Below are 12245 nucleotides of genomic sequence, written 5' to 3'. Positions count from 1 at the left end.
CGGCCCGGTCCGGTGCAGAACGCCCGCCCGCACGCCCGCGGCCCCGCTACCCTCGGCGGCGACGGGCCGGAGACCGGCTCCCGACCACGCGGAGGGGCGAGGTGGCGACGCACGACGAGGGCGAGCGGCCCGAGCAGGACGCGGACGTCCTGCGCGACCCGACGGCGCCCCCGCCGGCGAACTCCTCGGGCTGGGAACGTCCGACGTACACCTCCCCGAGCTACTCGCTGCCGTCCTACGACCTGCCCGCCCCGCCACCGGCCCCCTCGCCCGCGCCGGCTCCCCCGGCCGGCCCTCCGGCCCCGCTCCGCTACGGCGACGCCGGCCGCCCCGCGCCGCCGCGCACGACGGGCGACGCCACCACCTCGCCCCCGTCCTCCCCGCCGCCCGCGACCTATCCACCACCCCCGCCCGGCGGCGTCCCGTCCGGATGGCCGGGCACCACCGACGCCCCGCCGGCCGGCGACGCCTACCCCTACGCGACGCCGCCGAACCCCCTCACCCCCACGACGACGAACGGCAGCGCCCTGGCCCTGACCATCGTCTCCGGGCTGCTCGTGCTCTCCTGCTGCGGCGCGCTGATGGTCCCGGCGCTCGTCCTCGGCATCCTCGCCCTGACCCGGCAGGCCACCGACCCCGCGTGGGCGTCCGCCACGGCCCGGAAGGGCTGGCTCGCGCTGGCCGGCGGCGTCGCCCTCACACTGGTGCTCGCCGTCGGCTGGCTGGTGATCGACCTCGTCGCGTCCAGCACGGGCTCCGGCTCGCCGCCCGGCATCTGACCTTCCGGGGCGTCCACCCAGGCCACGTCCAGCCACTTCACAGGAAACGGGCCGAGACTGTGAACCGTGACCGCGACCCAGACCCCCGAGGCCCGCCTCCTCGTCGTCGAGGACGAGCCCAACATCCGCGAGCTCCTCGCGACGTCCCTCCGCTACGCGGGCTTCGACGTCGCCACGGCGGCCAGCGGCTCCGAGGCCATCACCGTCGCCGGGAAGCACGACCCGGACCTCTGCGTCCTCGACGTCATGCTCCCGGACATGGACGGGTTCACCGTCACCCGCAAGCTGCGCGACCAGGGCCGCCAGCTGCCCATCGTCTTCGTCACCGCCCGCGACTCGGTGGACGACAAGATCAAGGGCCTCACCGTCGGCGGTGACGACTACGTCACCAAGCCGTTCAGCCTCGAGGAGGTCGTCGCCCGCATCCGCGCCGTGCTGCGGCGCACCCGCGGCGAGGGCGACGAGGACCGCCAGGTGCTGCGCTTCGAGGACCTCGAGCTCGACGAGGACAGCCACGAGGTGAGCCGCGCCGGCCGCGTCATCGAGACCAGCCCGACCGAGTTCAAGCTGCTGCGCTACCTCATGCTCAACCCGAACCGGGTGCTGTCCAAGGCGCAGATCCTCGATCACGTCTGGGACTACGACTTCCGCGGCGAGTCCGGGATCGTCGAGTCCTACATCTCCTACCTGCGCCGCAAGATCGACAGCGACGGCGCGCCCGCGCTCATCCACACCAAGCGCGGCGTCGGGTACGTGCTGCGGCTGCCCCCGCAGAGCTGATGCCGGCCGCGCAGCCCGCCGCCGACGCCCACCTCGCAGGACCCGCACCGGACCCGTCCCCGACGCCGGACCGGGGCTCCGGAGCGGGCGCTCACCCCGAGGGCCGGCGACGGCTGCGCCGGGCCGTCGGGCGCCTCGAGGCGATCCCGCTGCGGACCCGGCTGCTCCTCATCGTCGGCGTGCTCGTGGGCGCGGCGCTGCTCTCGACGAGCCTCATCACCGCGTACCTGCTGAAGACCGACCTCGACGCCCGGGTCGACGCCGAGCTGCGCAGCGTCCTCACCCCGGTCGCCCGGCAGGGCGTCAGCGAACTGCAGACCCCCTCGGACAACCCCATCCCGACGACGTACGCCTTCGTCCTGCGCACCCCGGACGGACAGCGGATCGTCCGCCCGCCGACCAACACCACGGCCGAGCCGCGGATGCCGTCCCTGGCCCCGAGCGACCCCGTCGTCGTCGACCAGACGCCGTTCACCGTCGGCTCGGACAACTCCCCGATGCGCTGGCGGTTCATCGCCAGCCGCACCGACAACCCCGAGATCACCGTGGCCGTCGGGGTGCCGCTGGAGCCGGTGACGCACACGGTGACCCGGCTGCTCGTCTCGACCGCGCTGCTCGGCACGGTGGCCCTGCTGCTCTCGCTCGTGCTCGGGCACTTCGCGGTGCGGCGCGCGTTCCGGCCGCTCCGGCGGATCGAGGACACGGCGGCGACGATCGCCGGCGGCGACCTCACCCAGCGCGTCCCGGTCCGGCACGCCGACGACGAGGTCACCTCCCTCTCGCGCAGCCTCAACGTCATGCTGGCCCGGATCGAGCAGTCCTTCGCCGTCCGCGAGGCCAGCGAGGAACGGATGCGCCAGTTCGTCGCCGACGCCTCCCACGAGCTGCGCACGCCGCTCGCCACCGTCCGCGGGTACGCCGAGCTCTACCGCCAGGGGGCCGTGCGCGACCCCGAGGGCGTCGAGGGGGCGATGGCCCGCATCGAGGCCGAGTCCGGCCGGATGAGCACCCTCGTCGAGGACCTGCTCGTACTGGCCCGCCTCGACGGCGAGCGCGAGGAGACCCCGACCGACGTCGACCTCACGGTGCTGGCCGCCGACGCCGTGGCCGACGCCCGGGTGCGCGCCCCCGACCGGCACATCGCCCTGCTGGGCCTCGACGGCGACGTCGAGCCGACGGTCGTGCGCGGGTCGGAGGCCCGCCTGCGCCAGGTCGTCACCAACCTCGTCGCGAACGCGCTGCGGCACACCCCGGCCGGGACACCCGTGGAGGTGGCGGTCGGCGTCGAGGACGGTGTCGCGGCGCTCGAGGTGCGCGACCACGGCGACGGCGTGCCGCCGGAGATCGCGACGAAGGTCTTCGAGCGGTTCTTCCGCGCCGACCCCTCGCGCGGGCGCTCCAGCGGCGGCAGCGGCCTCGGGCTGGCCATCGTCGCCGCCATCGTCGCCGCCCACGGGGGCCGCGTCGGGGTGGCGCGCACCCCGGGCGGCGGGGCGACGTTCGTCGTCCGCTTCGCACAGCAGACTCCCAGCCGCTGACCAGCGGACCCCCACGCGGGGGGTGTGGAGTGGGGATCGACCTCGACAGAGACGATCCGAAGGAACAGCGAGCGAGCGATGAGCGACCAGCAGCCGAACCGCACCGGGAACGGTCCCCAGTGGACTGCTCCGCAGTGGTACACCCCGCACGGCGGGACGGCCACCGCCGACCGCCCGGGCGGCGCGGCCGCCCCCGGGACCACCGCCGGCCCGTACTCCCAGAGCTCCCCGACGACCCCCATGGCCCCTCCCCCTCCGTCGGGGCCGTTCGGGTCGTCGGGGCCGTCCGGACCCCAGGGGAACCGCCCTCGGTCCGGACGCCGCCGCACGGCGGAGATCACCGCCGTCGCGGTTCTCGCCGCCATCCTGTCCTCTGGCGGCACCATCGCCGCGGCCCGGCTGTGGGACGACACGCAGACCCCCTCCGCTGCGTCCTCGTCCACCCAGCTGGGCCGCGGCACGGACCCGGCTCCCGTGCAGCAGGCCGACGCCACCGCCCCGAACTGGACGGCGACGGCGGCCGCGGTCTCGCCGAGCGTCGTGTCGATCACCGCGACCCTGGCCAACGGTGAGGCGCAGGGCTCCGGCGTCGTCATCGACGACGCGGGCCACATCGTGACGAACAACCACGTCGTCGCCGGCGCGCAGAAGCTCCAGGTCACCCTGGACGACGGGCGCACCTTCTCGGCCAAGGTCCGGGGCACCGACCCCTCGACCGACCTCGCGGTCGTCACCCTCGACACCCCGCCGAGCGACCTGACGCCCATCGCCATCGGCAGCTCCGACGCGCTCAAGGTCGGGGACCCGGTGATGGCCGTCGGCAACCCGCTCGGGCTCGCCGGCACGGTGACCACGGGCATCGTCAGCGCGCTGAACCGCCCGGTGACCACCCAGGCCGAGGAGCAGCAACAGCAGCAGAGCCCCTTCAACGGCGGGTTCCAGCAGCAGAGCCAGGCCGAGCCGGTCGTCACCAACGCCATCCAGACCTCGGCGGCGATCAACCCCGGCAACAGCGGTGGCGCCCTGGTCAACGCCTCGGGACAGCTCGTCGGCATCAACTCCTCGATCGCCTCGCTGGGCTCGTCCGGCGGCGGCCAGTCGGGCAGCATCGGCATCGGCTTCGCGATCCCCGTCACCGAGGTGCAGTCGATCGCCAAGCAGCTCATCGAGACCGGCAGCGCCCAGCACGCCTTCCTCGGCGTCGTCCCGGGCGACGGCACGGCCTCGGACGGCTCGGCGACCCGCTCCGGCGCGGTGGTGCAGTCGGTCGAGTCCGGCACCCCGGCGTCCAGCGCGGGCCTGCGCAAGGGCGACCTCATCACCGCCGTGAACGGCGAGCCGGTCGACGGCGCCGAGTCCCTCATCGGCTACGTCCGCGAGCAGGCCGTCGGCTCGACGGTGAAGCTCACCGTCATCCGCGACGGACAGACCCAGCAGGTCGACGCCACCCTCGTGGCCCGGACCGCCGGCTCCGACTGACCGCCCCGACCCGACGCCCCCGGCCCGCCCCGGCCGGGGGCGTCGCCGTGTCCGAGGCGGCCGCGCGGGCCTCCCGCGAGCTCGTCGTCACGGGGCGGGCCGGCGTGGCTCCGGTCGCCGCTCGAGGTCCGTCCAGGCCCGGCGCGCCGGTCGAGGAGCCGTAGTCCGGAGGACCCGGTGAGTAGCCGTGCTCAGGACGTCGCCCGGCCGCGCCGGGACCCTGGTCGCATGAGCCACCAGGACGACGTGCTGTTCCTCGAACGGGAGTTCGCGGACGCGATGCAGCGCATGTACACCGTGGGCAACGGGCTGGCGCGACTGCGCGCCGACCTGTCCCGCCCCGCGACGGACCCCGCCGCGGGACTCCTCCCGGTGCTCCCGACGTCCGGCGGTCCGGCGAGCCCGCAGGGGGCGCACGCCGGACCGTCGGCACCCTCTTCCGTCCCGGCCGGACCGGCCACCGACCCCGCGGTGCCCGCCGCCGGTCCGCTCGGTCCGCCGCCCGGAGCGCGCGCCGCCCGCTCCGGCGACGGTGACGTCCCGCCTCCGGTGACGCGGGAGTCCTGGTACCGCCGCGAGGGGATGGTCACCCGCGTCCTCGGCGTCGCCGGGGCCGTCGTCACCCTCTCCGGGGTCGCGATGCTCCTCGTGCTCGCGGTGCGGCACGGGTGGTTCGGGCCTGGGGCGCGGGTCACCGCCGGTGGCCTGCTCGCGGTCGTCCTCGGCCTGCTCGGGGCGCGTGGAGGGGCGCGCGACCGGGCCCGGGACGGGACGGTGGGGAACGCCCCGGTGGCCCTCGTGGCCACCGGGGCGGCGGCCGGGTACCTCGACGTCGTCGCCGTCACGACGGTCTACGGCTGGGTCCCCGCCGCGCTCGGGCTGCTCCTGTGCACCGGAGTGGCGGCCGCCGGGCTGTGGCTGGCCCGGACCTGGCGCAGCGACCTGCTGGCCGGGCTGGCCGTCGGCGGCGCCGCCGCGTTCTCGCCGGTCGTCGCGGGCGAGCCCGGCTGGGTCCTCACCGGCGTCCTCGGCGTCCTCGCCGCGGCCGGCTGGTGGGCGGCCGACGGCCGGCCGGCACCCCGGCTCACCGTCGTGCGGACCGTCCCGGTCGCGCTCTCGACCCTCGCGGCCGCGGGGTCCGTCACCGGCCCGGCACGGCTGCTCGCGCTCCTCGTCGTCACCGTGCTCGTCCTCGCCGGGGTGCTCGCGGCGTCCGCGGCCACCCTGCGACGGCACCCCGCGGACGTCGTCTCCACCGTGGCCGTCGCGGCGGTGGCCGTCGGCGCCCTCGCCGTGGCGGCGGCCCAGCCGGAGCCGCTGCGCACCCTCGCCCTCGGGGGCCTGGCCGCCGCCCTGCTGCTCTGCGCGACGGCGTTCGGCCGTCCACCCGTCGGTCCGCTGCCGGCGCACCTCGTCGCGACGACGGCGGTGTCCGGGGCCCTGGCCGCGGTGCTCGCGGTCCTCGCCGGGGCCCCCGACCGGTTCGTCGGCACCGGCCTGCTCGTCCTCGCGCTGGCGCACGTCGCCGTCGCCGGTGCCACCCGCTCGCGCCTGACGCTCGCCGTCGGCGCCGGGGTGGCGGCGGTGGCCGTCACGGTCTGGCTGCAGCACCCCGTCGCGATGGTGTCGGTCGGCGCCGCCACCGCCCACGACCTCGCGGTCGCCGCCGTCGACAGCCTCCTCGTCGTCGGCCTGGCGGCCCTCGCGGCCGGCGTCGCCGACGGAGTGCGGAGGATCCCCGCGGCCGTGCGTCGCGCCGTCAGCGTCCTGACCGTGGCCCTCGCCCTCGCGGCGCTGGCGACGGCGCTCGTCGGGCTCGGCACGCTGGCCGGCGCGATCGCGGGTGCGGCCCTCCTCGGCTTCACCGTCGGGCACGCCCTGGCCACCGTGGTCTGGATGGTGGCCGCGGCCGCCCTCCTCCTGCGCTCGCGGGAGCGGGGGTCGGACCTGGCGCTGCGCTGCGGACTGGCGCTCGTGGCCGTGGCCGTCGCGAAGCTGTTCCTCTTCGACCTGGCCTCCCTGGACGGCGTCGTCCGGTCGGTGGCCTTCATCGCCACCGGGCTGCTCCTGCTCGCCACCGGCAGCCGCTACGCCCGCTCCTGGGAGCGCCCGCGGGCCGGCGCGTGACCGGGGTCCACCCGCCCGCCGGCCGGGTCCCGGAACGACCGTCCCGACCGCGCGCCAGGGGTCCTCGCGTCTGCCACAGTGTCCCGATGCAGGCGTTGCCGGGGCGCTGGGTCGTCGACGTGCGGGCCGCGCTGCCCGGGGCGGACCCCGCTGCGGTGGCCGCCGCCGGCCGCGATCTCCTCGCGCGCTGGGACGAGCCGCACCGGCACTACCACGACCGCGTCCACCTCGGCGAGGTGCTCGGCGCGCTCGACGTCCTCTGCCGGGCCGGCCGCGTCGGTCCCCGCGCCCGGTCGGTGGCGGTGCTCGCCGCCTGGTTCCACGACGCCGTGTACGCCATGGCCGGGGCCGGAGAGGACGAGCGGCGCAGCGCCGCACTCGCCCGCTCGGTCCTCCAGGGGCTGGGGGCGCACGAGACCCTCGCCGACGACGTCGCCACCGCCGTCCTCGACACCGTCGACCACGACCTGGCCGGCCGGGACGCGGGCGCGGCGTCCGGCACCGCCCGGGGGCTGCTGCACGACGCGGACCTGTGGATCCTCGCCGCCCCCACCCCCCGCTTCGACGAGTACTGCGAGCAGGTGCGCGCCGAGTACCGTGAGGTCCCCGCCCGCGACTACGCCACGGGCCGCTCGGCCGTGCTGCGTCCCTTCCTCGTCCGCGAGCACGTCTACGTCACGGAGCGGGCCCGATCCGCCTGGGAGCCGGTCGCGCGCGAGAACCTCGCGCGCGAGCTGACCCGGCTGGCCGGCTGAACCGCGGCGGGCACCCGCCACCCGTCGTCGGCGGGGGCGTCCGGCCGACCGGTCACCACCCCGCGGGATCGGGACCGAGCACGGCGGCGAGGATCGGCCAGTAGAACTCCCCGGCGCACAGCGCCTCGAGCTCGGCCCAGGACACCCAGCGGCACCCGTCGACCCCGTCGAGCCGCTCGCCGAACGCCGGACGGACGGTCGGCAGGTCGACGGCGTAGAGCTGCAGGAGGTCCTGGCCGGGGCGCCACAGCGGTCCCGTCGCCGTGACGCGGAACCGCTCGTAGCCGACCGGGACGAGGGTCTCCGGGGCCACGACGAGCCCGGTCTCCTCCCGCAGCTCGCGGACCGCGTTCTCCCGCACCGACTCCCCCGCCTCCCGCCAGCCCCCGGGCGGACCCCACTGGTCGCGGCGGACCGAGTGCACGACGACGTGGTCGCCCGCGGCGTCGCGGACGAACGCCATGGCGGCGAAGGTGCGGCGCGGCTCGACCTCGCGGCCGGAGCGGACGAGGTCGATGTCCGCGACCGTGCCGTCCGGCAGGTGCACGTCCGGCACCCGGGCCACCCCCGTGTCGCCCCGGCGCTTCGGCAGGCGCAGCCCGCTCGCGACCAGGGCGCGCAGCAGCGTCCGCACGTCGGTGGGCCGGGCCCCGGCGGCGACGACCGCGGCGTAGCGCTCCTCGGGGACGTCGTAGTGGTCGCCCTCGAAGCCGCGGGCCGGGAGGCCGCAGCCGCGGGCGAAGGCGTGCAGCTCCTCGAGGTCGGTGTCGCTCACCAGGTGCGACCACCGCCGGCCGTGCGCCTCGAACAGCGGAGGGTCGATGAGGATGGCCACGGGGCGATCGTAGGAGGCGGGGCCTGTGGAAAACTCCGCGGCCGTCCGGGCCGTCCTGCCTAGCGTGGCGTCAGCAGGGTCGGCCACCGGGCCGGCCACGACGAAGGGGGACCCCATGGCCGCGCAGTTCCAGGTCGACACCGACCGCATCGCCGCAGCGAGCGCCGACGTCGCGCGGATCTCGGCCGAGATCGAGGGCCAGGTGGGGGTCATGCTGGCCCGCCTCACCGGCCTCCAGGACGCCTGGACCGGCACCGCCGCGGCCCAGTTCCAGGGCGTCGTCATCGAGTGGCGCGGCACCCAGCAGCAGGTCCGCGAGTCGCTGGACCGCATCGGCCAGGTGCTCGGCGCCGCCGGGTCGCAGTACGCCGAGACCGAGGCGCAGGCGGTACGGATGTTCACATAGCCGACGCACAGCCGGCGCACGGCCACCGTGCGGCAGGCGTCCATAGCGTTGCCAGCATGGACACAGCGGAGCACGACACCGCCGCAGCAGGCGGTCCCACGACGAGCACCGGCACCGGGCCGGAACGCCCGGTCCCCACCCGGGCCGAGGTGCACGGACACCCCCGCCCCGGGCAGAGGCGGTGGCCCCAGGGCGACCCCGACGGCCGCGCCGCCCGCACGACCCGGCCCTGGTACCGCCGGCTGGGCTGGCTGTGGGTGCTGCTGGTCGGGACGGCGGCCTACGTCGCCGAGCTCGTCGTGCTCGTGGGGACGGGCAACCCCAACTTCTTCCCGTCCATGCTGCTGCTCGGCGCCACGGTCGTCCCGCTGTCGGTCCTCACCTTCGCGGCGACGAGCGGGACCCGCGTCAGCACGCCGACCGGCTGGCTCGTGGCCGTGGTCGTCGTCGGGGGCGTGCTCGGGACGCTGGCCGCCGGCCTCCTGGAGTACGACACGCTGCGCCGGCTGGTCTGGGGTCAGTACCTCATGGTCGGGCTCATCGAGGAGGCGAGCAAGCTCGTCGTCCCCCTCGTCGCGATGGCGGTCCTGTGGCGGCGGTACCCGTACGCGGGGGTCGTCGTCGGGGTGGCCAGCGGCATGGGGTTCGCCGCCCTGGAGACGATGGGCTACGGCTTCACGGCGCTGCTCCAGGCCCGCAGCCTGGCCGCGGTGGACCAGACGCTCCTGCTGCGCGCGCTGCTCGCGCCGGCGGGCCACGTCGCGTGGACGGGCCTGACGATGGCGGCGCTCTGGCGGGTGCCGCGGGCGGCCCACCGGGTCCGGGCCCTGCTCGGCGCCGCCGGGGTGTTCGTCGTGGCCGTGCTGCTCCACGCCGCCTGGGACGGGCTGAACGGCCTGCCCGCACACGTCGCGGTCGGGGTGGTCTCGGTGGTCGCACTGCTGTGGACCATCCACCGCGTGCACCACGACGAGAAGCTCTTCGCCTGACGGGCTACTCGGTGGCGATGGCCCGCAGGACGTCGAGGCGAGCGGCCCGCCGGCCCGGCCACAGCGCGGCGAGGACGCCGACGACGGCCGACAGCCCGACGAACCCGGCCAGCTGCGGCCAGGGGATGGCGAGCACGTCGATGCCGTCGTCGGCCAGCGAGCGCTGGAGGGCGAGGGCGAACGCCAGACCGAGGACGATGCCGAGCACCGCGCCGAGGACGGCGATGAGGACCGACTCCAGCCGCAGGAGCGTGCGCAGCTGGCGCCGACTGAGACCGACGGCCCGCAGCAGCCCGATCTCGCGGACCCGCTCGACGACCGACAGCGCGAGAGTGTTGACGATCCCGAGCACGGCGATGACGACGGCCAGCCCGAGCAGGGCGTAGACGATGAACAGCAGCCGGTCGATGGGCTCGCGCTGTTCGGCGGCGTACTTCGCCTCGTCGGCCACGGTGACCGAGGGCAGCCCGGTGACGGCGGCGTCCAGCCCCCGCTGCAGCGACGCGCGGTCGGTGCCGGGGGCGGCGACGACGTAGGCGGTCCGGTCGGTCGGCGGCACCCCGAGAGCGTCGAAGGCCTGCAGCGACATCGTCACGTCGCCCTGGAGCACGGCGTCGGGCTCGTAGGTGGCGACGACCCGGGTCGGCACCTCCTCCCCGGCGAAGTCGACGGTCACCTCCGACCCGACGGTGAGCCCGTGGCCGGCGGCGTACGTCGTGGACAGCGCCACCCCGTCGGTGCCGAGGTCCTCCAGCGCCCCGGAGGACACGACGGGACGCGCGACCCGGACGACGCCGGCGGGGTCGATGCCGGTGGCGAACTCCCGGTCGCCGTCGACGGAGATCCGGGCGGCCCGCACCCGGACGACCTCCTGGACCCCGTCGACCTTCGCCACGGCGTCGGTGACCGCCGCGGAGAAGCCCTGCCCGACGACGCTGGAGACGACGTAGTCGGCGACGACGTCCTCGGCCAGCGCCTTGTCCAGGCTGGCCTTGGTCGAGTCCCCGAGCACGGACATCAGGGTGACGAGCGAGACCCCGATCATCAGCGCCGACGCGGTGGCCCCCGTGCGCCGCGGGTTGCGCAGGGCGTTCTGCTCGGCCATCCGCCCGACCGCCCCGAAGGCCCGGCGGTAGACCCAGCCGACCGCCGTGAGCACCGGGCGGCCGAGCACCGGGCTGAGGAGGGCCGTGCCGACGAGCACCCCGAAGATCCCCCCGCCGAGGACGTAGGTGGGCTCACTGGTCCACCCGGCGAGGCCGCCACCCATGGCGACGACGCCGGCGACGAGCAGGGCGCAGCCGACGACGACCCGCCAGCGCATGCCGCCCTCGGCGAGCACCGCGTCGTCGCGCATCGCGGCCACCGGGGCGACCCGGCCCGCGCGCCGCGCCGGGAGGTAGGCCGACACCAGCGTGACGAGGAGCCCGACGACGAGGGCCACGACGACGGTCCGCGGGCGCAGCACGAGCGGGTCGGACCCGAGGTCGAGGCCGACCCGGCCGAAGACCCAGCGGATGCCGACGGCGAGGACGAGTCCCAGGCCGATCCCGAGGGCAGAGCCCGCCAGACCCACCACCCCGGCCTCGAGGAGCACCGAGCGCGACACCTGGCGGCGGCTCGCCCCGATCGCCCGCAGCAGCGCGAGCTCGCGGCTGCGCTGGGCGACGAGGATGGAGAAGGTGTTGACGATGAGGAAGGCCCCGACGGTGAGGGCGACCCCGGCGAAGACGAGGAGGAAGGTCGTGACGAACGAGAGGGCGTCGTCGATCCGGCTGGCGGCGCGCGCGGCCGCGGCGTCCCCGGTGGTCGCCTCGTAGCCCTCCGGGAGGACGGCCTCGACGGCGGCCTTCAGCGTGTCCTGGCTCGTGCCGTCCGCGGCCGTCACCCAGACGGTCGACCAGGCGTCGGCCCCGCCGAGGTAGATCTGCTGCGCCTGCGCGGGGGAGAGCATGACGATGCTCGCCCCGACGAGCGAGGTGCCGGCGAACTCGGCGGTGCCGACGAGCCTCACCTCGACCCGCGGCTGCGCGCCCGAGGTGACGAGCGGGACGGTGTCGCCGAGGCGCCAGCCAGAGCGGGCCGCGGTGTTGGCGTCGACGACGACCTCCCCGGACGCCGTGGGCCAGCGGCCGGAGTCCAGGGTCGAGGTGGGCACCCCGTTGGCGGCGGGCCCGTCGGAGTAGGAGACGACGATGCCCGGCGGCCCGGCGGTGCCGACGAGCTTGCCGTCCCGGCCGACGACGAAGGTGCCGAAGCTTGTGATCCGGCCGTCGGCGCGGGCGGCGCCGGGGACGTCGGCCAGGGTCGCGACGAGCCGGTCCGGCACGGTCGCGGTGCCGCCCTGTCCGGCCAGCGGGGCTCCGCCGGTGCCGCCCACGGGACGGACGATGACGTCGCCCACCGCACCGCTGGTGAGGCCGGTGAAGGCCCGGTCCAGGGTGTCGGTGAAGACGTAGGAGCCGGCGACGAAGGCCACCCCGAGGACGACCGCCACCGTGCTCAGCAGCAGCCGCAGCTTGTGCGCGAGGATGCCGCGCCAGGTCGCCCGCAGCAC

10 protein-coding genes are annotated in these 12245 nt (G+C 76.1%); 8 read left to right on the top strand and 2 right to left on the bottom strand.

Translation table 11 applies throughout. The features are described 5' to 3' along the window. The first annotated feature begins 101 nt into the window (after positions 1–101). The 6 genes from EPD83_RS07730 (at position 102) to EPD83_RS07705 (ending at position 7458) form a co-directional block, all read left to right on the top strand. Positions 102–779, top strand: coding sequence for a hypothetical protein (locus tag EPD83_RS07730; RefSeq protein ID WP_128365551.1), 678 nt, complete (start codon positions 102–104; stop codon positions 777–779). 66 nt (positions 780–845) lie between these two features. Further along, a complete protein-coding gene (locus tag EPD83_RS07725) occupies positions 846–1559 on the top strand; it encodes a response regulator transcription factor (protein WP_128365550.1) in 714 nt (237 codons plus the stop codon). Next, positions 1559–3097 carry a sensor histidine kinase gene (locus EPD83_RS07720; protein WP_128365549.1) on the top strand — a complete coding sequence of 513 codons (1539 nt, stop codon included), beginning with the start codon at positions 1559–1561 and terminating at the stop codon, positions 3095–3097. Before EPD83_RS07725 ends, EPD83_RS07720 begins: the two co-directional genes overlap by 1 nt. A 78-nt stretch (positions 3098–3175) precedes the next feature. Beyond that, positions 3176–4576, top strand: coding sequence for a S1C family serine protease (locus EPD83_RS07715; RefSeq protein ID WP_128365548.1), 1401 nt, complete (start codon positions 3176–3178; stop codon positions 4574–4576). A gap of 228 nt (positions 4577–4804) precedes the next feature. Next, positions 4805–6703, top strand: coding sequence for a DUF2339 domain-containing protein (locus EPD83_RS07710; RefSeq protein WP_128365547.1), 1899 nt, complete (start codon positions 4805–4807; stop codon positions 6701–6703). A gap of 86 nt (positions 6704–6789) precedes the next feature. After that, positions 6790–7458: an HD domain-containing protein gene (locus EPD83_RS07705; RefSeq protein WP_128365546.1), complete on the top strand. Its 669-nt coding sequence runs from the start codon at positions 6790–6792 to the stop codon at positions 7456–7458. 52 nt (positions 7459–7510) lie between these two features. On the opposite strand, the gene EPD83_RS07700 is transcribed toward EPD83_RS07705, so the two are convergent. Next, positions 7511–8293, bottom strand: coding sequence for a DUF4031 domain-containing protein (locus EPD83_RS07700; RefSeq protein WP_128365545.1), 783 nt, complete (start codon positions 8291–8293; stop codon positions 7511–7513). A 115-nt stretch (positions 8294–8408) separates the two neighbouring features. Between EPD83_RS07700 and EPD83_RS07695 the strand changes: the two genes are divergently transcribed. Continuing rightward, entirely contained in the window at positions 8409–8699 is a 291-nt protein-coding gene (locus EPD83_RS07695) for a WXG100 family type VII secretion target (protein ID WP_128365544.1), read from the top strand. A gap of 56 nt (positions 8700–8755) precedes the next feature. Further along, positions 8756–9688, top strand: coding sequence for a PrsW family intramembrane metalloprotease (locus EPD83_RS07690; RefSeq protein WP_128365543.1), 933 nt, complete (start codon positions 8756–8758; stop codon positions 9686–9688). A 4-nt stretch (positions 9689–9692) separates the two neighbouring features. Here the strand turns inward: EPD83_RS07690 and EPD83_RS07685 are convergent, their stop codons facing one another. After that, positions 9693–12245 carry an ABC transporter permease gene (locus tag EPD83_RS07685; protein WP_128365542.1) on the bottom strand — a complete coding sequence of 851 codons (2553 nt, stop codon included), beginning with the start codon at positions 12243–12245 and terminating at the stop codon, positions 9693–9695.

Source organism: Phycicoccus flavus (genome assembly GCF_004025965.2).
Taxonomy (GTDB): domain Bacteria; phylum Actinomycetota; class Actinomycetes; order Actinomycetales; family Dermatophilaceae; genus Phycicoccus; species Phycicoccus flavus.
This window is presented reverse-complemented; position numbering and strand designations above follow the sequence as displayed.

What these genes read in the sequence shown, in the direction of transcription:
- EPD83_RS07720 (WP_128365549.1), top strand. Translation starts at nt 1,559, where the DNA reads ATGCCGGCCGCGCAGCCCGCCGCCGACGCCCACCTCGCAGGACCCGCA.
- EPD83_RS07715 (WP_128365548.1), top strand. Translation starts at nt 3,176, where the DNA reads ATGAGCGACCAGCAGCCGAACCGCACCGGGAACGGTCCCCAGTGGACT.
- EPD83_RS07710 (WP_128365547.1), top strand. Translation starts at nt 4,805, where the DNA reads ATGAGCCACCAGGACGACGTGCTGTTCCTCGAACGGGAGTTCGCGGAC.
- EPD83_RS07705 (WP_128365546.1), top strand. Translation starts at nt 6,790, where the DNA reads ATGCAGGCGTTGCCGGGGCGCTGGGTCGTCGACGTGCGGGCCGCGCTG.
- EPD83_RS07695 (WP_128365544.1), top strand. Translation starts at nt 8,409, where the DNA reads ATGGCCGCGCAGTTCCAGGTCGACACCGACCGCATCGCCGCAGCGAGC.
- EPD83_RS07690 (WP_128365543.1), top strand. Translation starts at nt 8,756, where the DNA reads ATGGACACAGCGGAGCACGACACCGCCGCAGCAGGCGGTCCCACGACG.